Origin of the sequence: Bacillus sp. S/N-304-OC-R1, from assembly GCF_019749375.1 — a bacterium.
Taxonomy (GTDB): Bacteria; Bacillota; Bacilli; order Bacillales; family Cytobacillaceae; genus Cytobacillus.
This window is the reverse complement of record NZ_JACWFE010000021.1, coordinates 77,162-100,288: the sequence shown is the minus strand read 5'-3', so window position 1 is coordinate 100,288 and position 23,127 is coordinate 77,162. Positions and strand designations below refer to the sequence as shown.

Annotated in this window: 17 protein-coding genes; 11 read left to right on the top strand and 6 right to left on the bottom strand. The window is 39.8% G+C overall.

What is annotated here, in order from left to right; all coding sequences use genetic code 11:
- Nucleotides 1-25 precede the first annotated feature (25 nt).
- Genes H0173_RS16590 through H0173_RS16580 form a run of 3 tightly spaced genes read left to right on the top strand, consistent with a single transcriptional unit; the run spans nucleotide 26 to nucleotide 3,224 of the window.
- Nucleotides 26-1,108, top strand: a complete 1,083-nt coding sequence (locus H0173_RS16590) for a glycosyltransferase (protein ID WP_221847628.1) — start codon at nucleotides 26-28, stop codon at nucleotides 1,106-1,108.
- Complete coding sequence (gene galU / locus H0173_RS16585; RefSeq protein WP_221847627.1) at nucleotides 1,105-1,968, top strand: UTP--glucose-1-phosphate uridylyltransferase GalU; 864 nt, start codon at nucleotides 1,105-1,107, stop codon at nucleotides 1,966-1,968. The genes H0173_RS16590 and galU overlap by 4 nt, the downstream gene beginning before the upstream one ends.
- A 14-nt stretch (nucleotides 1,969-1,982) precedes the next feature.
- On the top strand, nucleotides 1,983-3,224 hold the full coding sequence (locus tag H0173_RS16580; RefSeq protein WP_221847626.1) for a glycosyltransferase family 4 protein: 1,242 nt from the start codon (nucleotides 1,983-1,985) through the stop codon (nucleotides 3,222-3,224).
- Nucleotides 3,225-4,127: 903 nt separating this feature from the next.
- Here the strand turns inward: H0173_RS16580 and H0173_RS16575 are convergent.
- The 5 genes from H0173_RS16575 to H0173_RS16555 form a co-directional block, all read right to left on the bottom strand.
- A complete protein-coding gene (locus H0173_RS16575; protein WP_221847625.1) occupies nucleotides 4,128-5,456 on the bottom strand; it encodes a SpoIID/LytB domain-containing protein in 1,329 nt (442 codons plus the stop codon).
- Nucleotide 5,457: 1 nt separating this feature from the next.
- Nucleotides 5,458-6,174 (bottom strand): SH3 domain-containing protein, encoded by a 717-nt coding sequence (locus tag H0173_RS16570; RefSeq protein WP_221847624.1) that lies wholly within the window; start codon nucleotides 6,172-6,174, stop codon nucleotides 5,458-5,460.
- Nucleotides 6,175-6,295: 121 nt separating this feature from the next.
- Nucleotides 6,296-8,587 (bottom strand): N-acetylmuramoyl-L-alanine amidase family protein, encoded by a 2,292-nt coding sequence (locus H0173_RS16565; RefSeq protein ID WP_260631228.1) that lies wholly within the window; start codon nucleotides 8,585-8,587, stop codon nucleotides 6,296-6,298.
- A gap of 298 nt (nucleotides 8,588-8,885) precedes the next feature.
- Nucleotides 8,886-9,920, bottom strand: coding sequence for an LCP family protein (locus tag H0173_RS16560; protein WP_221847623.1), 1,035 nt, complete (start codon nucleotides 9,918-9,920; stop codon nucleotides 8,886-8,888).
- Nucleotides 9,921-10,022: 102 nt separating this feature from the next.
- A complete protein-coding gene (locus H0173_RS16555; protein ID WP_221847622.1) occupies nucleotides 10,023-10,661 on the bottom strand; it encodes a YigZ family protein in 639 nt (212 codons plus the stop codon).
- A gap of 593 nt (nucleotides 10,662-11,254) precedes the next feature.
- On the opposite strand from H0173_RS16555, the gene H0173_RS16550 reads away from it, so the two are divergent.
- The gene (locus H0173_RS16550) at nucleotides 11,255-12,394 is read left to right on the top strand and encodes a sensor histidine kinase (protein ID WP_221847621.1); all 1,140 of its coding nucleotides are present in this window, start codon (nucleotides 11,255-11,257) and stop codon (nucleotides 12,392-12,394) included.
- Nucleotides 12,395-12,587: 193 nt separating this feature from the next.
- A complete protein-coding gene (locus H0173_RS16545; protein ID WP_221847620.1) occupies nucleotides 12,588-13,274 on the top strand; it encodes a response regulator transcription factor in 687 nt (228 codons plus the stop codon).
- Between the two features lie 140 nt (nucleotides 13,275-13,414).
- On the opposite strand, the gene H0173_RS16540 is transcribed toward H0173_RS16545, so the two are convergent.
- Nucleotides 13,415-13,696 carry a hypothetical protein gene (locus tag H0173_RS16540; RefSeq protein ID WP_221847619.1) on the bottom strand — a complete coding sequence of 94 codons (282 nt, stop codon included), beginning with the start codon at nucleotides 13,694-13,696 and terminating at the stop codon, nucleotides 13,415-13,417.
- A 242-nt stretch (nucleotides 13,697-13,938) separates the two neighbouring features.
- On the opposite strand from H0173_RS16540, the gene H0173_RS16535 reads away from it, so the two are divergent.
- The 6 genes from H0173_RS16535 (at nucleotide 13,939) to H0173_RS16510 (ending at nucleotide 23,103) form a co-directional block, all read left to right on the top strand.
- Nucleotides 13,939-14,781, top strand: a complete 843-nt coding sequence (locus tag H0173_RS16535; protein WP_221847618.1) for a DegV family protein — start codon at nucleotides 13,939-13,941, stop codon at nucleotides 14,779-14,781.
- Nucleotides 14,782-15,277: 496 nt separating this feature from the next.
- Complete coding sequence (locus H0173_RS16530; protein ID WP_221847617.1) at nucleotides 15,278-16,774, top strand: ATP-dependent helicase ComFA; 1,497 nt, start codon at nucleotides 15,278-15,280, stop codon at nucleotides 16,772-16,774.
- 235 nt (nucleotides 16,775-17,009) lie between these two features.
- On the top strand, nucleotides 17,010-17,468 hold the full coding sequence (locus H0173_RS16525; RefSeq protein ID WP_260631227.1) for a ComF family protein: 459 nt from the start codon (nucleotides 17,010-17,012) through the stop codon (nucleotides 17,466-17,468).
- Between the two features lie 90 nt (nucleotides 17,469-17,558).
- Nucleotides 17,559-17,987 (top strand): TIGR03826 family flagellar region protein, encoded by a 429-nt coding sequence (locus tag H0173_RS16520; RefSeq protein WP_221847616.1) that lies wholly within the window; start codon nucleotides 17,559-17,561, stop codon nucleotides 17,985-17,987.
- Between the two features lie 152 nt (nucleotides 17,988-18,139).
- Nucleotides 18,140-22,807, top strand: a complete 4,668-nt coding sequence (locus H0173_RS16515) for a hypothetical protein (RefSeq protein WP_221847615.1) — start codon at nucleotides 18,140-18,142, stop codon at nucleotides 22,805-22,807.
- Complete coding sequence (locus tag H0173_RS16510; RefSeq protein WP_221847614.1) at nucleotides 22,804-23,103, top strand: EscU/YscU/HrcU family type III secretion system export apparatus switch protein; 300 nt, start codon at nucleotides 22,804-22,806, stop codon at nucleotides 23,101-23,103. Before H0173_RS16515 ends, H0173_RS16510 begins: the two co-directional genes overlap by 4 nt.
- The last annotated feature ends 24 nt before the right edge of the window (nucleotides 23,104-23,127 follow it).

The following is a 23,127-nucleotide window of genomic DNA, read 5'->3' as shown; positions in this document are numbered from 1 at the left end:
CTCGAGCGCATCTACAGGAGGAAATATGAAAGTTCTAATTTTGGCTCCGAGCAGATCGATTCATACGCATAAGTGGGCCTTATTTTACAAAAACAACGGAATAGATGTGAAGGTCGTTACCTTTGCTGATCATTATTCTGAGGAGAATGCGAAGGAAGTTGATACGATCACACTTCCAAAGCTTTTACCTGGGAAGCTATCCTATTTTTCAAGCGTATTTGCACTTAAAAAAGTATTAAAACAGTTAAAACCGGATATTCTTCATGCTCACTATGTATCCAGCTACGGGTTCATTGGAGCACTTGCGAATTACAAGCCTTTTTATGTATCTGTTTGGGGAAGGGATGTTTTTCAATTCCCTCAGCAAGGCTGCGTAAATCGGAAAATTGTAGAGTATACACTGTCTAAAGCAGATGTGATTTGTTCTACAAGTCATATCATGGCTAAAGAGACAAATAAGTATACGAACAAAAACATTTTCGTCACTCCATTCGGTGTAGATATGGAGAAATTTAAGCCGATTCCAGGTTTAAATTCTGAAGATGATATTACAATTGGTACGGTTAAGGCCTTAGAAGATAAATATGGAATTGGGGATTTAATTCATGCGTTCGCGGAGATCTATTCTGCTACTAGCAATGCACGCCTATTAATTGTGGGAGATGGAAAGCAGAAGGATGAGTATATCCAATTAACACGCGATCTGAAAATCGATGGTGTTACTACTTTTACAGGCCGTGTTCCAAATGATAAGGTTCCTGAATACATAAATAAAATGGATGTATTCGGTGTTCCTTCCACAGAGGACAGTGAAAGCTTTGGTGTAGCGGCGGTAGAATCAATGGCTTGCGGTGTTCCAGTTGTTGTGTCCAATGTCGGCGGCCTTCCAGAGGTTGTCCTGGAAGGGAAGACGGGGTATGTGGTACCGAAGGAAAACCCGAAAGAATTGGCAAAGGCCATTCGCTCTTTAATAGACAACAAAGAAAAAAGCAGAGAAATGGGTCAAGCAGGGATTGACCATGTAAAAGCTCATTATAACTGGGTGGACAATGCTAACGGCATGCTAGATCTATACGATCAAACCTTGAATAGGGGGATGAAATCATGATAAAAAAGGCGGTAATTCCTGCTGCAGGGTTAGGAACGCGTTTCCTTCCAGCAACGAAAGCACAGCCAAAGGAAATGCTTCCGATCGTTGATAAGCCAACGATTCAATATATTATTGAAGAAGCTGTTGAATCCGGCATTGAAGATATTATTATCGTAACAGGAAGAAGCAAAAGGGCGATCGAGGATCATTTTGATAAATCTGTTGAGCTTGAAATGCTGCTTGAAAGAACAGGTAAGCATGATATGCTCGAGATTGTTGAGAATATCTCAAACCTTGTGGATATACACTATGTCCGCCAAAAAGAGCCATTAGGCTTAGGACATGCTGTGTTATGTGCTAAGAAATTTATCGGCAATGAACCATTTGCGGTTCTGCTAGGTGATGATATTGTTGATAGTGAAGTTCCAGCTTTAAAGCAAATGATTAATCAGTATAATGTCGTTCAATCCAGCATTCTTGGCTGTAATGAAGTTCCTCGTTCTGAAGTGAATAAGTATGGGATTGTGAATTACTCAGAGAAAGAGGGCGATTTATACAAAGTCGAGAGCCTTGTTGAAAAGCCATCTATCGAGGAAGCTCCATCCACACAAGCAATTGTAGGACGCTACATTTTATCGCCAGCTATTTTTGAGTTACTGGAAGAAGTTGCTCCAGATAAAAAAGGCGAAATTCAGCTAACAGATGCGATTGACCGTCTATTAGGAAAAGAATCTATCTATTCTTATATCCTTCAAGGAAAACGCTATGATGTAGGAGATAAATTTGGCTTTTTACAGGCGTCCATTGATTATGCCTTAAAACGTCCGGATCTTAAAGATAAGCTAGAAGCTTATATCAAACAATTAAATGTGAACTAATTGGAGATGGGAAAATGAGAGTGATTTATTTGTGTCAGCATTTTCCCCCTGAAACAGGTGCTCCGCAAATTCGTGTGTATGAAGTAAGTAAAGAGCTAATTAGCAGAGGACATCAGGTGGAAGTATTGACGGCCTTTCCTCACCACCCTCATGGTATTATCCCTGAGGAATATCGAGGAAAGTTTTATATGTTTGAAGAGTGGGATGGGATCCCTGTTCATAGATCATGGATTTATCCATCTCCAAAGGGAAGCTTTTGGAAGCGGCTTGCTTCTTATTTTTCCTTCACCTTTAGTGCCTTTTTTTCCATAATGAAATCGAAACCAACCGATGTGATTATCTGTAATTCGCCGCCATTGTTTCTTGGCATTACAGGCTATCTCGGTGCGAAAATGAAGCGGGCTAAGTTTGTCTTTAATGTTGCCGACATTTGGCCAGAATCAGCCGTTGAATTAGGCATCTTGAAAAATAAAAACTTTATTCGCTTAGCAGAAAGGCTGGAAAGATTTCTATACAAGAAATCTTGGAAAATTGCTACTGCAACGGAAGGTATTAAGGATTACATGATTCGGAAGGGGAAAAGCGAATCAGATGTATTTCTTCTACCGAATGGGGTGAATACAGATACCTTTAAGCCGCTGCCAAAGGACCATGAACTATTAGAAAAAATCGGCATCCAAGGGAAAAAGGTCTTTATGTATGCTGGTGCGCTAGGGTATGCTCAAGGATTGGATTCCGTATTGGAAGCAGCGCTATTATTAAAGGACAAGCTTCCAGATGTACATTTTCTCTTTGTTGGAGACGGCCAGGAGCGGGAGAAGCTGTTGAGCATGAAAGAGGAGCTACAGCTTGATAATGTAACCTTCTACGGATCCGTTCCCGTTTCAGAAATGCCAAGGATGTTCTCGATCGCTGATTACAGTGTTGTTTCACTGAGAAATATTGAGCTGTTTAAAGGGGCAAGGCCATCTAAAATTTTCCCAGCCATTTCTTCAGGCGTACCAGTTCTCTACTGCGGAGATGGAGAAAGTGCTGCGATTTTGGAAGAATTCCAGTGCGGAAAAATTGCTCCACCGGAAAATCCAGAGGGAATTGCAGCTGCTATTGAGGAATTAATGAAAGTATCAGATGATGAGTATCAGGTTATGACTGAAAATGGCCGCAAGCTTGCCATTGAGCAGTACTCATGGAAAAGTATTGTGGATGATATACTTGATAATCTTGATACAAAGCAAAAAGCGAAGGAAGTACAATAGGTTTATTAGATGAAGCAAGTGGAGTGTAGGGGCTCTGCTTGCTTTTTTGTTTATTGGACAGCAGTGAAGTATAAGCAGTGCAGCGTGTCCAATAAAGAGGTATATTGGACAACTTCGAAGGAAAAGTCGCTACTCGTGTCCGATAAAGAGGATTATCGGACTGCTTTGACTGTAAAAGCGGTCGCCTGTGTCCGATAAAAAGGTTCATTGGCCAGCTTCGAAGGAAAAGTAGCTACCCGTGTCCGATAAAAAGATTTATTGGTCAGCTTCGAAGGAAAAGTAGCTCCTTGTGTCCGATAAAAAGGTTTATTGGCCAGCTTCGAAGGAAAAGTAGCTCCTTGTGCCCGATAAAAGGGTTTATTGGCCAGCTTCGAAGGAAAAGTAGCTTCCGTGTCCAATAAAAAGGTTTATTGGCCAGCTTCGAAGGAAAAGTAGCTACCCTTGTCCGATAAAAAGGTTTATTGGCCAGCTTCGAAGGAAAAGTAGCCCCTTGTGTCCGATAAAAGGGTTTATTGGCCAGCTTCGAAGGAAAAGTAGCTTCCGTGTCCGATAAAAAGATTTATTGGCCAGCTTCGAAGGAAAAGTAGCCCCTTGTGTCCGATAAAAGGGTTTATTGGCCAGCTTCGAAGGAAAAGCCGCTTCCGTGTCCGATAATAAAATTTATCAGCCAGCCCGGAAGAAGGCTGCCACTGTATCCAATAAAAGGTTTATTGGATGACTGCAAGCAAAGGACAAAAGTTGAGCATCATTCACCATTCCAAAAACTCAATCAACAGTTCAAAGTGATTACGAGCATATAGTTCAACCACAATCGAGCACTTACAACACCAAAAATTCATCTCCAAAAGCCAAAAAGAGCATCCAATTAGCCTAAACTAACTAATGGATGCACCTTTGAAGGTATTACTTAGAAACAGTTGTTCCTTGGAAGTAGTGAGTAATAATTTGTTCAGCTGTCCAGCCTCTTTCAGCTAAGCCTTTTGCTCCATATTGGCTCATGCCGATACGGTGGCCCCAGCCTTTTCCGTTAAGAGTCACAGACGTAATGTTTCCAGTGCCTTCATTTGTGATGACACCGTTTGCTGTTTGAATAGAAACGTTAGAATCGGTTAATGTAACTTCTCCACTTGCTGTTAGTACTTTTTGTCCCTTCATATCTCCAATGGTAGAAGTGCCGCTGTCTGTTTGAACGGAGAGTTCTTGTGAAACAGATCCATTAAGCTGGATGTCAAACCAATTGGATTGTAGTTTATTGTATAGCAAAGGATTGTTGATAGGGAAAAGGTCGCGAATAACGGACTCATTGCCAGTAACCGTTTTGTCGCCAGCAGATGTTTTTAAGGTAACCCCTTTTACTTCTCCGTTTGCCCCAGATTTATTTAATATGACATCATAGATTTGTGCAGATAAATCAGTGAAACCAAATGATTTAAGCAGTGTCTCAGCAGAGAATGTTTCAGTCCAATTACTATACGGAGACGACTCATATGGGTCCTCTACTGAAACAAGATACGGAAAGTTTTCTTGCTTCGAATTCCACACATCTCCTACATTGGCTGTTCTGCCGCCGCTCGTAGAAAAGAAGAATGTTTGAATCGGCTTGCCGTTATATTTAACAAGTAAGCCTTCAGTTTCTTTAATAGCTGCATTCGTTCTAGGATCTTCACCTGTATAACCACGATAGACTTGGCTCGCAGCGGTGCTTGTCAGCATCATCGTATTCGCCGCATAGCTTCTTGCAGAAATGGCTTGGGCTTTTAGGGCTTCTTTATGAAAGGAGGCAGGCATTTCACTAGGAACCACACCTTTTAGATAATCCTCCATATCTAGAAAATTAATAATCTCAATTTTACTTCCATTTGGTTTTAAGAAGAAGCTTCCTCTGTAAGTGATGCCATTGCTGACTCTTACTAGAGAGGTGCTTGAGTTTATTTTCTCTTGTAAATCAAAGCCTTTTACCGCATTTAGGCTTTTCCCGCTGAAAGAAACGTTAACATTTGTATTATCCTTTTTTACTGTTAGAACCGTTCCTTGAGGGATATCGGTTATTTCCCCAGAATCTCTGTTGCTTAATTGATAGTTTCCATTCACAGTCATTGTTACACTTGCCGCTAAATGAACAGAGACATTTACTTCTTGGGGATAGCTGACTAGATCTGCTGCTTTAGAGTTAGTCGGAAGATAGACAAGTAGGATCAATAAACTAGCAAGAATCGCAGTGAATTTTTTCAATTTATTTCACCTCGCTAAGAGTCCCGGATATCCAACCTTTAACTCCAGCAGAAGTTTCAGCATTGTACCAAATTTCGCCTTTTGTATTAGTAAATGTTGAAATATACTTCAGCGTTGTTCCCTTTGGCAGAGTTTGAAGAACAGCATAACTTGTCGTAGCCCCTTTACGTAAATAAACCTCACCAGTCGTTACGACTTGTGTTGGGCCACTCGTGCTAGGCTTTGTTACAGATACTTCGTTAGAGAACACCCATCCTTTTAACGTAGCTGAAAGTTCAACACGATACCATAGGCCGGTAGCTGAATTAAATTTATCAATAACTTTTAGAGACGTTCCTTTTGTTTGAGTAGCAATGACCTTGTAATCCTTTGTTGCTCCTGAGTGAATATTTACCGTTGCATTAGCCGCATATACAGTGGATGGCAGGTCTCCAGTTGCTGGTGGCTCTGTTGTTGTAGGCGGTGGTGTTACTGGGTTTGTGCCTACTTGAGATAATTGTGTTTTAAGACTATTAATCTCTTGCTGCTGTGAATTAATCTTATTCTCTAATTCCGTTAATTTTGTTTTCATTGGATTTAATTGGGATGTAACCCAATCAACACTTGCTAATACAACATTGCTAGAAGCTTTCATAGCCTGGGGAGTTGCCAAAATAGCGCCCGCTCCAATGCTAAGTGTCAATGCTCCAGCAACGATTATGTTTTTAGATCGGTTCATTTTTTTTCCCCCTATGTAGTTTATACGAAAAAAATTGGGTATTTTTAAAGAAATACCCAAATTCATTTTACATATAGTAGATTAACATAATTCCCTTTGTCAGGAAATAGGTTACAAGATTTTAGAAGTTGTTAAAGTATTCCTCTAACCCTTTTGCGATTCCAATAGCTGCTTTTTTACGGAATTCGGTAGTTTTTAACAGTGCTTCCTCTTGTTTATTCGATAGGTACGCTAATTCAACTAGAACACTTGGAAGCTCATTCATACGATTTACATAGAATTCTTGTTCCTTAACCCCTCTGTTATATGTGTTCATTGAAGAGATCATATTCTTCTGAACAGCATCTCCTAGGGTTTTACTCCGTGGACCATTATAATTAACAGTTGAATTATAGTAGGTAGTTGTTCCTTTAGCTGTTGCCGAAGCAGAATCGCTATGAATACTGATAAACGCATCTGCGTGGGACTTGTTGGCAATAGCTGTTCTCTCAGAAAGTTCTAAAAAGATATCCGTGCTACGGGTTAAAGTCACAATGGCTCCATATGCTTCTAGTTGTTCTTTAAGTAATAAGGCGGTCCCTAAAGTCACTTCTTTTTCTCTTAAGCCAGTAGCACCAATTGCACCTGTATCCTTGCCTCCATGCCCGGCATCCACAATAATATGCTTGCCTAGCAACCCAAATGGTACGATCTTGATCGATAGCTTGTCATTATAATTTCTTAATGTAAAAGTGTATCCCGGTTCAAAAGTAATAATAATAGATTGTTCACTTCCAGAAGCAATCGTTTCAATCGACTGAATCCCGGTAATTTTATCTTTTGGCAGATCTACTCCAGTTAATCCTCCAGTCAGCTTTAATCGGTTGGAAGATAAAGTAGAGTAGGAGATAGAAAATTTACTTGATTTTTTCCAATTTAAGTATTGATCTCCTTCTAAGCTTGTCACTTCAGGAGAAAGAAGCTTCTTATCAATTAGTTGAAGGGAATCAATATATGTGCCTTGAATCCAGCCTGTATTCCCTGCTGCACTCTTAACTTGCAGCCATTGCTGGCCAAGAGAATTTGTAAATTCACCTACAATAGTGATTTTACTATTCTTTTTAAGAACTTCTTTGACTTTATATTGTGTGGAAGCTCCTGAGTATAAATTAATACTGGTAGTGTTAACAATTAGAGTTGTTCCAATACTAAAAGAGGGCTGAGTAGAAACGACTGATTCATGGACCCAAACAGTTTGATTGGAGCTGTTAATCGCTTTATACCAAAGATCTCCATTAGCATCATATTCTTTACCTATTGCTTTTAATAGAGTTCCTTTTGTTGCTTGATCAATGACAGATTCATCTGTGGAAGGACCTGTTCGTAAATTCGCAACCGCCACACTAACATATAAATCAAGGTTCAGTGCCTCCGTTGTATTAATGGAATTTGCTGGGATCCAGCCCACTAATGTTGGAGTCACTTCCACTCGTAACCACACTGCACCATTTGCATTAGTAAAGGTATCAATTATTTTTACTTTTTGGTTTAGTGAAAGCTTTGTTACAGATAAATAAGATTCAGTAGCACCTTTCCTAACGTCTAACCCGTTCTGTTGACTGTAAACATAGCTGCCAATCTCCGGAAGTGCTGGTGTGTCAGGAGTTGTTTCAGTATCAGGGGGACTTGGCAGGTTTGCAGCAGGTTTAAATGCATCCTCGTGAATCCATCCCCTAATTGTTCCTAGGTCTGCCCGATACCATGTTTCGCCCGCAGCATTTTTAAAAGTGTCTATGATCGTAACCTTTTGGTTTTTATTTACATATGTAACAATGCTGTAGGAACTAGTGGCCCCTTTTCTAACGGCAGTTTTATCTGACTGAATAAGTTTACTTTCTGTAACAGGTGGGGCAGGCTTTGAATCGCTTACCGGCGTCAAGTAATTTTGTATGACCCATCCTTTTACAGATCCAGTTTCGATTCGATACCATAGTTCGCTGTTACTATTTGTATAGGTATCAATAATCTTAACTTTTGTTCCTTTTGCTAGTTTGGCTACGACTGAATAAGAGGTGGTTGCCCCTTTTCTAACATTTACTTGGTCCTCTGTTATCGTTGCTTGGCTTCCTGCTTGTAATGAAGTCTGGCTGCTTTGCTTAGCTGTAAAATTGCTAGCTAATCCCCATCCTTGTTTGCTACCTAAATCTACTCTATACCATGTTTCTCCTGTTGAGTTTGTAAATTCATCAATAACGGTTACGTTTTTTCCTATCGGAAGAGATGTTATAACAGGATAGGCAGTGGTTGCGCCTTTTCTTATCTCAACATTTTGGTCGGTAAACATGTTGGTCGGAGTAGTCAGGTTCTCAGCTTGTACGAGGGCAGGAAATAAAGCAGCAGTAGCAAGAACAGAAGAAGCAATCAATTTTTTCAAAGTTTTTCCCTCCGTCGACAAATATTATATTGTTTTCTATCTTATTCTAGCGAATTTTGTCTAATGTTCCAACCCGAAAAAGCAAATATAGGCATTTATGATTAGGAAAAATTGTAAGGAGGAAAATAGTGGAGAGTAATAATGAGATAATATGGAATGTTTTGGAGGAGATTTAATAGATTTCAGGCAGATTCCGCGGGTTAAGATGAAGGTTCTAGTAACCTTTGGAGTGTTAAAAATAAAAAAGCCGCCATTGCTGGCAGCCCTATCAAGATCATAATCTGTTAAAAAAAGAAAACTAGTATTTTTCACCTGAAGCTTGTTCAGACGCATTAGAATCCGATGATTGATTATCGGTTATATTGTTAGAAGATATATTGTTTAATGAGTTGTTTAAAATGGTGCTTATTTCTTTAATAGATTCATCTTCCGGTATATAGTAATAAATACCATTTATTGTTTGGTCATAGCCTTTTAAAGCTAGGTTCTGAATTTCTGTGTTTTTTAGCTTTGAATACAACTTTACAAAACTCGCAAACTTAGATGGGGGAATGTTCGTTTTCACATTCTCACCTAAATCACCGAGAATATCATCAATTTTTGTAATAGATCCGAAAGAAGTACCTTTATCGATAATCGCTTTTATTACTTCTTTTTGTCTTTCATTACGTCCCTTATCACCTTGTGGATCCTTTTTTCTCATTCGAACGTAAGCTAACGCCTCGTTTCCGTTTAAATCCATCTTTCCTTCATAAAACGTTTTCCATTTTAAGCTTCCAGTTAATTGAGCTTTAAATGTAAAAGGAACATTTACTTGAACGCCGCCAAGCGTGTTTACGATGTCTTCGAATCCTTCGAAATTTGTGGTGATATAGTAATCAATGGGCACATCCAATAATTGATTAATGGTATCAATAGTAGATTCTACACCGCCATAGCTATAGGACTCAGTAATTTTGGTTTTAAAACCAGCTGAAGGAACCATTGTTCTTGTGTCCCGAGGGATGCTAAGCATGGAAACTTCCTCGGTTTGAGGATTGACGGTTACAAGCATGAGTACGTCCGATCTCTTCCCGCCACCTTGTTCGTCTATCCCTAATAGTAAGATATTAAAAGCATCCTTAGTAATCTTAACGTCTTCTGTCCGATGATTTTTAATTTTATCGCGATCAATTTCCTGATAAATATTGTCACTGGCTAATTTCGCTTGGTAAAATAAATTAAAAACAAAATAGGATCCGCCGCCTATTATGAGGAGCAGAAAAAAGAGAACAGTGTTACGCCAAATGCGCTTTTTCTTGCCCTTTCTCCTATTAGACCTAGATTTAGACATTCTATCCCCACTTTTATCATAATATAGTAATTTTTTGAATTTTAAAAAACACGATGGAACAATAGTTAATTTTACCGAAATTATATGCAATCGTAAATATAATTATTTTCCCACTACTTCCTCCAAATAAAGCTGGTCACCTTTTGAAATAACCCCTTGGCCATTCGTCAACTCAACCATCCAGTTAATAAAATTCTCGGTTTGCTCTTCTTCAACAAAAGTTTCAAATTCTACATTATCGAGATAATGAATGTCCTTAATCGTGTATACGGAGGAGCGCAGTTCATTTTCGAGCTTTCCAAGCCATGTGTAGTCTACTTTCGTGTGCATGACTCTCATTAATTTCCGTTCGACAATGCCCGTTGCATCAATGCCTTCGGAGGTAGCTTTGCCGTATGCGCGGATGAGACCGCCAGCACCAAGCTTAATGCCGCCGAAGTAGCGGGTAATGACGACTACTGTATCTTTTAAATGTTTCTTCTTCAGTACTTCAAGAATAGGAACACCTGCTGTGCCGCTAGGTTCTCCATCGTCATTTGCCTTTTGAATTTGATCGTTTTCGCCAATCATATAGGCTGAGCAGTTATGAGTTGCGTCCCAGTGTTTTTTCTTAATTTGACCAATAAAGTCCTGAGCTTCCGCTTCGGTCTCAGCTCTTGTCACGTAAGCAATGAAGCGAGATTTCTGAATGACAATTTCGTGTTCACCGTAGCCTTTAACTGTATAGTAACGGGGCAGCATTAGAAACCGCTCCTTTCTGTTCTAATTCACCTTTCTTCATTATAATTCGACACGAATCGAAACATCAATGAAAAAGGGAAAAGTAACATCTAATTCCAAAATATAATTAAAATGAAAAATACCCCACGTTTTGTAATGTAATTTTAATATTGCGTATTTGGGGCCATGATATAATAACACTATCTTTGTAGTGGAAATCCATCATATGTATCGTGAGCTAATAAATACTAAATATAGAAGAATGAATTTAGGATTTGTATACAAGTAGAGTCATTATACTAGGATATAAGACACAGAGAAAAAACTCAAGCATGAGTCTTTTTACCGAATTTTGTTCCAATTGGTATATTTTAATGGCAAGAATGATAGTATCTCTTATTAAATAAAGCTAATATAATGAGTATAGGTGAAGGGCTATTATTTTTATAAAGAGAGGTCCAGGAATTAGACTTTTCTGCCCCCTGTAAGGCAAAACAAAGAACATTTGTATGTGCAGGAAGCCTTGCTTGCCGCCAAATTGAGTTAGAGCCTAGTGAATCTGATTTGATTTCACATTTGGGAATTTTTAGGTGTCTAATCATTGGAGGAATCTTATGACGAAGAAATTTGACACGAATACTCTTGATATGATTTTAGAAAAAATGGTTGAAACCGTCGGAGCCAGTAAGGATGAAGTGTTTCGAATTGGTGAGCAATGCCGGAAAGAGCATCTGTCATTAGCAGATGAGCTTAAAGAAGTGAAGGTGCTAGTTAAGAAGTCTATCGATGAAGGGGACAAGCTGGAGGCGCAGACCCGTTTTGCTAGAAAGAAGCTTTCTGAGGTTAGTAAGCACTTTAAGGATTACTCGGAGGCTGAGGTGCGGGAGGCCTATGAGAGGGCCCACCGCCTGCAAATGGACTATTCCATGAATCAGCAGTTAGAGAGGCAGCTTCGGGACAGGCGGGATGATATTGAACGAAGGCTTGTCGGCTTAAATGAAACAATTGAACGTGCTGAGCATCTCATTTCGCAAATTTCAGTCGTCATGAATTATTTAACGAGCGATCTGAGGCAGGTTGGCGAAATGCTTGAAAATGCCAAGCTCAAGCAGGAGTTCGGCTTGAAGATCATTGAAGCCCAAGAAGAAGAACGCAAGCGCCTGTCGCGTGAAATTCATGATGGTCCCGCACAGATGATGGCGAATGTGATGATGCGCTCAGATTTAATTGAACGGGTGTATAAGGAGCAGGGGGGACCTGCAGCGATAGGAGAAATTAGGGATCTTAAGAAAATGGTCCGCAATGCGCTGTATGAGGTTCGCCGGATTATTTATGACCTGCGTCCGATGGCACTTGACGATCTAGGCTTAGTACCTACCCTCAAAAAATACTTAGGAACGATCGAAGAATATCATAAGACCATTCGAATTGATTATTCTGTTATTAAAGAAGAGCAGCGTCTGCCTGCTCAATATGAAGTCGCTCTTTTCCGCCTTATTCAGGAGTCTGTGCAAAATGCATTAAAGCATGCTAATGCCAATCTCATCACAGTTAGGCTTGAAATCAACTGTTCCAGAATAACGGTTGTCATTAAAGACGATGGAAAAGGCTTTGACATGCAAGAAAAGAAAAATAATTCATTTGGCATCATGGGTATGAGAGAACGGGTTGAGTTGCTAGAAGGGCAGCTTTCCATTGATTCTGTTCTTGGAAAAGGGACCATTGTCACTATTCAGGTTCCATTAAATTTGTAGCTAATTGTTTTTACTCTTGTGAAAAATGATTTTCTAAATAAATATTTCTGTATAAAATGAGTTTAGTAAATTTTCAGTAGAGCTGATGCAAGGCATTTACATCGGCTTCCTTACAAGTTATCACAGCAAAGAATTTAAAAAGAAGTAATGAAAAATAGACAAAATTTGATTCAATTATTGGGAGGGAACACTAGTGACTACAAAGATTGTCATAATCGATGACCACCAGTTATTTAGAGAAGGCGTAAAGAGAATATTAGACTTTGAAAAATCATTCACTGTTGTAGCAGAGGGAGATGACGGCTCAGAAGCACTAGGGCTTGTAGAAAAACATCAGCCTGATGTAGTCATCATGGACATTAATATGCCAAATATCAATGGTGTTGAGGCAACTAAACAATTAATTGAAAAGTACCCAGATTCAAAGGTCATCATTCTATCTATTCACGATGACGAGAACTATGTTTCTCACGCCCTTAAGACTGGCGCAAGTGGATATTTATTAAAAGAAATGGATGCTGATGCATTAATTGAAGCTGTTAAAGTTGTTGCTGATGGCGGCTCGTACCTGCATCCAAAGGTTACGCACAACCTTGTGAATGAATACCGCCGCCTTGCTCTAGAAGAGGCAGGCAAGGGTGGAGCGTATACGCAAACAGTAGAAATACGCCGCCCGCTGCACTTACTAACACGCCGCGAATGTGAAGTTCTTCAGCTTTTAGCTGACGGCAAGAGCAACCGTGGCATCGGTGAATCGATTTTCATCAGTGAGAAAACAGTTAAAAACCACGTAAGTAACATTCTTCAGAAAATGAATGTTAATGATCGCACACAAGCCGTTGTTGTGGCGATTAAAAATGGATGGGTGGAAGTTCGGTAATTGGTTCTTTTCACTTATAGAGTTGTTCTATGTACTGGTTTTAGTGAAATCTAATCGAAAACATGTACATAGGGCATTAAATATGCTAGAAAAAAACGCGTGATGGCAAAATGAAATTACAAAGCCATCACGTGTTTTTATTATTTTATTAGGGCAGCTGCCATTGTTTGCAGGAGTGAATTTATTTTCGAACCTCTTTTCCGTGCACATTCAATCATGAGAACTATTTCAATAACTTCTTTAGGAGAAGAAACTTCTAATAACCAGTCCGCCAATTCATTCCCGCTAATACTTCCATTATTTATTGGTACCTTAATGGATTTATAGCGGCTTAGTTCCTTTTTTAATACATTCGTCTTATATTCATAAACCGTTTTAATTGTTGTTTCGCTTGGATTGTTTTTTAAAAAGACGGTTTTCATTCTAATCATTCCTCACAAAAAAATCGGGGACACTACATTAATAACGTTATTTTATCAAAAAACCAAACTTACAATAAACGGTAAATTATGTATATGAAGTTTTATGTGTAAAAAACAGGAACTATCAAGTTTTTATCAGAGGTGCATACCTCCCCTATCTGCCCCTTTTATTATAAATGCATTTCCCTTAAATTTCATATAGAATGGACTTTAAGTATAGAAGAAAATAAGGATGGTAGAAAATGACGAAAACGGCCATTGTTACCGATAGTACTGCTTACATCCCGAAGGAGCTGCGGGAAAAGCTAAATATTCATATGATCCCCCTTAGTGTAAACTTTGGGAATGAAACATATCAGGAAGAAATGGAAATCAGTGCTGCTGATTTTTATGAAGAGGTAAGACGAAGAGACCTTCCGACCACTTCACAGCCTCCTGTCGGTCAATTTGTTGAGCTTTTTAATAACTTGGCAAAGGAAAATGAGGCGGTCGTTAGCATACATCTATCTAGCGGAATTAGCGGAACCTTTCAGGGTGCTGTTTCAGCAGGAAATATGGCAGAGGGAATTGAAGTATACCCGTTCGATTCAGAGATTAGCTGCATGGTGCAGGGCTTTTATGTTCTGGAAGCAGCTGAAATGGCGGCAGCAGGCAAAACTCCACAAGAAATTCTCGCCCGTTTAGAGGAAATGAAACAGTCTGTCCGTGCGTATTTTATGGTAGACGACCTATCTCATCTACAGCGGGGCGGAAGACTTTCCAGTGCACAGGCACTAATCGGCAGCTTACTCCAAGTAAAACCACTACTCCATTTCGTAGACAAGAAAATCGTTCCTTTCGAAAAAATCCGCACACGAAAAAAAGCCTTAAAGCGTGTAGTTGACCTGTTGGCGGAAGACGCTAAATCTGGTGAGCCATACAGAACAGTCATTATTCATGCTAATCGTGAAGAAGAGGCTTATGAGTGGAAATCAGAGCTTGAAGTGCAATTGCCGAATGTTGAATTTATGGTTAGCTATTTCGGTCCAGTTATTGGCACGCACCTTGGCGAAGGCTCGATGGGACTTGGCTGGGTGAAGAAGTAATAGGGATGCGCCATTCGTTTGGGTGGCGCTTATTGGATGGTTTTAATAAATTTGAAGAATGTCTTGGAATATTTTAAATTGAATTTAGTGAAAATTAATCCAATTCGTTACAAATTTTGCGAGAATCAGTGGAAAATAACTTTAAAGTGTATTAAATTTAATAGGATGTTATTTTATATGGGTCTCTTTAGGGGTATATCCGCGACTTTCAAGGTATATCCGTGACTTTCAAGATATATCCGCGACTTTCGAGATATATCCGCGACTTTTCGAGATATATCCGCGACTTTCGAGATATATCCGCGACTTTCGAGATATATCCGCAACATTCAAGATATATCGGCGAATTTCGAGATATATCCGCGACTTTCAGGATATATCGACAACCTTCCGGATATATCAGCGACGTCTAGGATATATCGGCGCTATTCGAGATATATCAGCAACTCCCACAATATATCCCCGAACTACAATTCTATCCACGAGGTGATCAATATTGCGATTTTCCATATCAAATCAACAAATCATTCCTGACCAACTTCTAACTACCTCAGAAAAAACTCTTCAAATCTCAGCTATCGAAAATATTCCTCAACAAACACTAAATCCTAACTTTCCCTTCAATCAAGAACTCCAACTGCAATTAACCGGAAAACAGCTCCTACTAGATGATCTTCCTTATTCTATTGAAATCATTCAAAAACATTATGAAAATGGCTTTCTCGCTTATCGAAAAGGCATTACCAAAGATGGCAGCAAGCATCTTTGCGAGCGATGCGGCAATCGGGACAAGCTGTTTTTGGCATCGTTTCCATGTGCAAGATGTGGGGAGGAATGTGTATATTGCCGGAAATGTTTGATGATGGGGAGAGTGAGCACATGTACTCCGCTAATCAGCTGGACAGGTCCTGCTCTTCATATAGAATGTGCTGACCCCCCACTTTCTTGGGAAGGGACATTATCCGATGGACAGCGAACAGCATCCCAGCGAGTTGTTCAAGCGGTTCAAGAGAACAAGGAACTATTAGTTTGGGCAGTTTGTGGCGCAGGAAAAACCGAGGTGCTTTTTGAAGGAATCAGCGAAGCGCTCTCAAGTGGTAAAAGAGTGTGTCTAGCTACACCAAGAACCGATGTCGTCTTCGAGCTCACTCCAAGACTAAAAAAGGTATTCTCAAATATTCCTGTCGCTTCCTTATACGGCGGAAGTGAGGACCGCTATCTGAATGCACCACTCACTATAACCACCACACACCAGCTCCTTCGCTTTTACGAAGCATTCGACACAGTCATTTTGGATGAAGTTGATGCTTTCCCCTACTCCGTTGACGCAACACTTCAATATGCAGTCCGCCAATCCCGAAAGCCTATATCATCCATGATCTACCTCACGGCTACTCCTAATGAAAAATGGCAAAAAGAATGCCGGCAAGGAAAAAGAGAATTTGTCACCATTCCCGCACGATTTCATCGCCACCCTCTCCCGGTTCCGAGATTCCGATGGTGCGGCAACTGGGAAAAACAGCTTAAAAAAGAACGACTGCCCCCGAACGTCATTCAATGGATCAAACTACGTCTTGATTCCGGAAAGCAGTGTCTCCTATTTGTCCCCAAAATTGATAAAATGGAAAAAATTATTCCCCTCGTAAGAAAATTACACACAAACATAGAAGCAGTCCATGCAGAAGACCCAAAGCGGAAGGAGAAAGTACAAGCGATGAGGAACAAAGAAACCTTAATGCTGCTCACAACAACCATTTTAGAAAGGGGTGTGACCTTCCCGAATATTGATGTAGCTGTTTTAGGAACAGAGGATCGGATTTTTACTGAAAGCGCGCTTGTTCAAATTGCCGGGCGGGTTGGCAGGAGTTCACTAGCTCCAGACGGCGATATTACGTTTTTTCACTACGGAAAAACAGAAGCGATGATCCGCGCTAAAAAACAAATTCTCAAAATGAATGATGAAGCGAGAAAGAAAGGATTGATCGATTATTAACTACTGTCTTGTTTGTCACACAGAGATAACTCCGCAAATAGGCTGGACCGCCTTATTTTCTAGAGAAGAGGATGCTCCGTTATGTACGTCATGCTTTGAAAAATTTGAACTTATTGAAGGGGACACATGCCGGAATTGTGATCGACCATTAGAGAAACTAGAACCGCAATATAAAGTTCAAGATCAATGCCTGGATTGTGTCCGCTGGGAGGAGGATCCTCAATGGGCAGGAGCTTTGGAGAAAAACTACTCTGTTGTCACCTACAATGATTTTGCGAAAGAAGTAATGGCGCAATTTAAATATCGAGGTGACTATGTACTTGCCTACGTTATTGCCCCTTTAATAAAAAAGAAACTTACCTTGATTCCCTTTAACTCCATCGTTCCAATTCCACTAAGTAACGAGCGCCAATATGAACGCGGCTTTAACCAAACAGAAGGGATCATTCGAGCTTGCCGCTACACTCCTGCTGACGTGCTCACCCGAACCCATACTGAAAAACAATCGAAGAAATCCCGCTCAGAACGAATCCATTTAGAGCAAGTCTTTCAAATTAAAAACCCCGTATCTAATCAAAAAATCCTCCTTATAGACGATATTTATACAACAGGCTCCACACTCCGGCATGCGGCTAAATGTTTAAAAGCAGCAGGTGCTCAAACTGTCAGATCTCTTACCTTTATTCGGGGCTAGTAAAAATTCGCTAATCTGCCATTTCTTAAACAAAAATATTTAGATATAATGAAGAAAAAATAGAGACAATCATCATAAGGGGGAGAAACCATGGCAGAACTCATTAATTGCCCAAACTGCGACAGTATTTTTGTCAAAAATAAATTCCGCGACGTCTGTGATAAGTGTTGGAAAGAAGAAGAGAAAGCCTATGAATCTGTCTATAAATTCATGCGCAAGCGCGAAAACCGGGCAGCAACAATGAAGCAGGTTGTAGATGCTACCGGGGTTGAAGAGGAACTAATCTTAAAATTTATCAAAGCAGGCCGTCTTCAATTAACTCAATTCCCGAATCTTGGTTACCCTTGTGACAAATGCGGGGCAATTATCCGTACTGGGAAGTTATGTGATAAGTGTACAGAGGAATTGAAGAAGGATCTGCAAATTCATTCTTCTGAGGAAGAGCGCAGGAAGGAAATTGAAAGAAGAGACAAGCAAGCTACATATTTTGCTGTGGATGAAAAGTTTAGGAAGCGGTAGATTTTAGGATATCTTTATTGATATCCTTATTTTTTTGTCTTTTTCCCCTTCGTCAAAATGCCTCCCCTAATAATATCCAGCCAAACAAAGTTTAATATTATTTGGTTTAATCCGATATAAATTTCAGAAAGCAATGTACGGGAGTGGAACATATGCAAATAAACAATCAGTCGTCTCTTAGTCCTTCAGCTATTTTAGAGAGTTCAATAGAATTAAAGGAAGGCGCAGTTTATCGTGCTAGCATCAAGGAAAGAGTTTCTGATCATGAAGCTATTTTACAAATAAGAGGCAAAGAACAACTTGCTCGTTTTGAAGATGGTGTCCCAGCTTCAGGAAATCGGGTAACGATACAGGTTAATGAAAAAAATGATGGGATCATTAACGTGAAAACTATTGAAGCAGAAAGCGCCAAGCCTTTAGGAAGCTCTCAAGTTTCAAATGAAGAAGCAGTATTAAAAAGCCTTGGACTAACTGGAAAAGAGAGTTCAAGTTTAAAACAGGCTGTACAAATCCTTTTAGACAAGGGCTCTCCTTTATCCAAAGAAACCGTTCAGGATGTTAAAGAGTTCATGGATAAAGCGAACGGAACAATAGAATCCAAAATTGAAACGGTTAAAGCTCTTGCAAACAAACGACTAGAGCCCACACAGCCCCAGCTGCGGGCAATACATGAAGCTTTGCATGGCAAGCCGTTAAATGAATTGCTGACAAACATTGCAAAAGAAATTGATCCGGATTTTAAACTAGAAAGCAATGATACAAAGTTACAAGCAAAAGCAAATACTATTTTGAATCCTGTTGAAACAGAGAAGCCAGCCCAAGTACAGGAATCAATTAGTGAAAACATAAAATCAAAAAACTCAGCTATATCTAATCAATTAAGCGAGCTAGTCCGAAAAAGCCGAGAAATGGTGGAAAAGGAGCCAGATCTTAAAAAAGCCATTCAGCAAATAAAAGAAGAAATTATAAAAAATCCCAAAATGGACCGTAAATTGGCACAAAAGGTTGAAAAGGCTGCAACAGAAGCAGAAAAGCTTCAAACCGTTGGAAGAGATAGACTGCTTCAGGCTTTAAAAAGCGCAGAAGAGCAGCTCATAAGAAAAGAGCAGCAACAGGCCCAAGCAAGCGTCTCAACTACACAAAAAACAGGAACGTTACCAATTACTAAGGAAGGGAATTTGGCTAGCCTTGTATCGGAATTACAAAATGAAGTTTCAAAAAGTCCGAACCTGCCAAAATCCATTGAGCAAATAAAAGAATTAATTGTGGAGAATCCGCGATTTTCTAAGGAAATCGCCGATAAAGCAAGCCAGGCCGTAAAAGAAGCTGTCATTCTAGCAAAACAGGGTAGAATGACAACGGGAAAAGAGGTATTAAATAGAGCGCTAGCTAATATTGCAGAAGCAGTTGAAAGAGCGAATGTTGATTCTCGACCAAGTGATGTGGTTAAAGAGGTTAAAGCAGAAGTGCAAAGGGATCCTGATTTACTGCGGGTTATAGAAAAGGTACGTGACCAAGTCGTTAACAATCCAAAAATAGATCGAGAAGTAGCACAAAAAGTGGAGCAGGCGCTGAAGGAAGCGAATCAGCTCCAGCAGATAGGCAAGGAATCAATTGGTCGAGAACGCCTTCAACAGGTATTAGCTAAGGCAGAAGTTGAGTTAAAGCAGTTAGAATCTCGTCAGCCAGTACAGCAGGCTCAACCTGAACGTGTAACGAATGAACAGCGCCCAAGCGAAGTAGTAAAGAATGTAAAAGTAGAAATCCAAAGAGAACCAGAACTTCAAAAAGCAATAGAAAAAGTTCGTGACCAAGTCGTTAACAATCCAAAAATAGATCGAGAAGTAGCGCAAAAAGTGGATCAGGCGCTGAAGGAAGCGAATCAGCTCCAGCAGATAGGCAAGGAATCAGTTGGTCGAGAACACCTTCAACAGGTATTAGCTAAGGCTGAAGTTGAATTAAAGCAATTAGAATCCCGTCAGCCAGTTCAGCAGGCTCAATCTGAACGTGTAACGAATGAACAGCGCCCAAGCGAAGTAGTAAAGGATGCAAAAGCGGAAATCCAACGAGAACCAGATCTACAAAAAGTAATAGAAAAAGTTCGCGAACAAGTAGTAAATAATCCAAAAATAGACCGAGAAGTAGCACAAAAAGTGGACCAGGCTCTAAAGGAAGCGAATCAGCTCCAGCAGATAGGCAAGGAAGATCGCCTTCAACAGGTATTAGCTAAGGCAGAAGTTGAGTTAAGGCAGTTAGAATCCCGTCAGCCAGTACAGCAGGCTCAACCTGAACGTGTAACTAATGAACAGCGCCCAAGCGAAGTAGTAAAGGATGTAAAAGCAGAAATCCAACGAGAACCAGATCTTCAAAAAGTAATAGAAAAAGTTCGCGACCAAGTCGTCAACAATCCAAAAATAGACCGAGAAGTAGCGCAAAAAGTGGAGCAGGCGTTGAAGGAAGCGAATCAGCTCCAGAAGATAGGTAAGGAATCAGTTGGTCGAGATCACCTTCAACAGGTATTAGCAAAAGCAGAAGTTGAATTAAAGCAGTTAGAATCGCGTCAGCCAGTACAGCAGGTTCAACCTGAACGTGTAAGTAATGAACAGCGCCCAAGCGATGTAGTTAAGGATGTAAAAGCAGAAATCCAACGAGAACCAGATCTTCAAAAAGCAATAGAAAAGGTAGGTGACCAAGTCGTTAACAATCCAAAAATAGATCGAGAAGTAGCGCAAAAAGTGGAACAGGTGCTTAAGGAAGCGAATCAGCTCCAGCAGATAGGCAAGGAAACTATTGGTCGAGATCGCCTTCAACAGGTATTAGCTAAGGCAGAAGTTGAGTTAAAGCTGTTAGAATTGCGTCAGCCAGTTCAGCAAACTCATCCAGACCAAAATATTAATGAACCTCGCCCGAGCGATTCCCGACAACCTTCTCAAACAGTCCCTAGTCAGCAAGCAACCGATATTGAAACAGAATCGAATTTTAAACAAATTGAAAATCCGCTCAATCAAAAAACTCAAATTAGTGATACGATTCAAAACCTTAGAACACAAATACAAACTGAAACTGATACTAATAAAGTTTTACAAAAGGTGCAGGAACTTGTTGTTAACAATAAAGAAATAGACCCAGAAATCTCAAAGGGCATTGAACGACTTGCAAAACAAGCAAACCAATTAGACCAGGCTGGAAGAGAGCGTTTAATTAAAATGCTGCAACAGGTAGAGTCCGCTCTAAAACAGGAGACCCCAGCAGAAGATGGCATCAACACTAACAAGCCGGAACAACCTGGTTCCAAGATAGATCAGGCTTTTAATAACATAAAAAATAGCGAAGCAATAGAGGAAGTTAAGCCACAAGGAGTAAAGGCATCCGAATCATTAAATCAGGCATTGAAATTATTGCAAAAAGAACCAAATTTAGAACAGGCACTTGAGCAAGTTAGAAAGGAAATCACTAGTAACCCAAATGTAGATTTAAAAACCATTGAGCGAACAGAAAAAGCTATCAATCAAGCCAATCAGCTTCTCAATCGTGGTAGAGAAATTGCAGCTCGTCAACAAATGACAAAAGAATTAACTGATTTAGAGCAAGAGATAACAAAATCTGAACCAAAAGCACCTCAAGATTCATCTCAGTATGATCTTGATGAACAGCTGCAATCATTGCAAATCCAATCAAAAGATATTCTGGTTACTAAGGTTACTCAAAAACTAGCTCAAGCCACACAAGATTTTCGTGAACTTAAGCGGGAAATATCCAGAAGTCTTGATAATGTCCATCGCTTAGTTGGAACGTTTAAAAATAACGCCTATCCACAGGCAAAACAAATGCTAGAAACGGCAATAAGTAAGCTTGATAACGCTATATTAAAAAGTGAAATGATGCTTTTTACTGATATGAAAACAGAAAAACAGCTCATGCAGGCAAGTTCTCAACTAGCTGAAGCGAAAAAGCTGCTAGCTAAAGGCGAACATGCTCAAGCAGGAAAAATTGTTAGTGATGTTAAAAATCTTATCGACAAACTAATATTCAAACCGTCAGAACAAAAAATTATGCACTTTGTTAATAAAGAAAGTATGGCTTTGGAAAATCGCTCTTCAGCCCAACAAATGCTTTCACAATTTGGAGAGACCACTCGTGGCTACACTGGTCAAGAAGCATCTCCTCGACAAATGTTTGAAATGGTTCGTTCCCTAGGACTCAACCATGACAGTGATGTAGCACATTCGCTAGTTTTTAATAAAGGTGATCAATCCCAGAATGAACAGCAAGAGCGAAACTTAAAAACTGTCCTGATGAAGTTGGCGCAAGGGGAAGAGACCAAATCAAAAATTGCCCAGCAGGCTGAACAAGCTCTAACTAACCTAACTGGTCAACAGTTACTAAGTAAGTCTGATGCGAGCGGGACATTACAAAGCATGTTTTTCAATCTTCCTATGCTTTTAGGAGGAAAACCAGAGAACTTGCAAGTATTTGTCAACTCAAAGAATGAAGGACAGCAGGTAGACTGGCAAAATTGTAATCTTTACTTTTTGCTTGAAACGAAGAAGCTTGGAGATGTAGGCATTCTTTTAAATTCAACTGACAGAAATTTATCCATTACGATCAAAAATGACCGGCCGGGCTTTAAAGAGAGAATGGAGCCATTGGCGGACTTAACAAAAGAAAAGCTCCAAGAGGTAGGGTACAACGTCAGCAGTCTAAGCTTTACAAGAATGACACCAATTCAAGCAGCTGCTGCACAGCAAATTGATCCAGAAGCACAAGAGAAGCCAACAAGACCAGTCTTTACTGAGAAGGGAATGGACTTTAAAATATGAGAGTTTCAAACTACTACAACCAAAAAAAACGTAAAGAAATCAATGGCCCTTCTGCTGCTGTTATTAAATACGATGAAGAAAATGGTCATGCACCTGTAGTTGTCGCTCATGGAAAAGGCCAAATTGCCCAACAAATTATTGAACTGGCCAGGAAGAATAATGTTCACATGCAAGAGGATTCCTCATTAGTAGCAAACCTACTAGACATGGACCTGGGGGATAATATTCCCCCGCAACTATATGCTGTAATGGCAGAGATTTTAGTTCTTATAGAAGAAATGGAAAAAAACTATTAAACACTTGAAGAAAATGTCGATAAA

Bases quoted from the DNA above. Each gene is read 5' to 3' on its own strand.
- H0173_RS16535 (WP_221847618.1), top strand. From the start codon at position 13,939: ATGACGAAAACGGCCATTGTTACCGATAGTACTGCTTACATCCCGAAG.
- H0173_RS16550 (WP_221847621.1), top strand. From the start codon at position 11,255: ATGACGAAGAAATTTGACACGAATACTCTTGATATGATTTTAGAAAAA.
- galU (WP_221847627.1), top strand. From the start codon at position 1,105: ATGATAAAAAAGGCGGTAATTCCTGCTGCAGGGTTAGGAACGCGTTTC.
- H0173_RS16515 (WP_221847615.1), top strand. From the start codon at position 18,140: ATGCAAATAAACAATCAGTCGTCTCTTAGTCCTTCAGCTATTTTAGAG.
- H0173_RS16510 (WP_221847614.1), top strand. From the start codon at position 22,804: ATGAGAGTTTCAAACTACTACAACCAAAAAAAACGTAAAGAAATCAAT.
- H0173_RS16540 (WP_221847619.1), bottom strand. From the start codon at position 13,696: ATGAAAACCGTCTTTTTAAAAAACAATCCAAGCGAAACAACAATTAAA.
- H0173_RS16555 (WP_221847622.1), bottom strand. From the start codon at position 10,661: ATGCTGCCCCGTTACTATACAGTTAAAGGCTACGGTGAACACGAAATT.
- H0173_RS16520 (WP_221847616.1), top strand. From the start codon at position 17,559: ATGGCAGAACTCATTAATTGCCCAAACTGCGACAGTATTTTTGTCAAA.
- H0173_RS16590 (WP_221847628.1), top strand. From the start codon at position 26: ATGAAAGTTCTAATTTTGGCTCCGAGCAGATCGATTCATACGCATAAG.
- H0173_RS16570 (WP_221847624.1), bottom strand. From the start codon at position 6,174: ATGAACCGATCTAAAAACATAATCGTTGCTGGAGCATTGACACTTAGC.
- H0173_RS16560 (WP_221847623.1), bottom strand. From the start codon at position 9,920: ATGTCTAAATCTAGGTCTAATAGGAGAAAGGGCAAGAAAAAGCGCATT.
- H0173_RS16580 (WP_221847626.1), top strand. From the start codon at position 1,983: ATGAGAGTGATTTATTTGTGTCAGCATTTTCCCCCTGAAACAGGTGCT.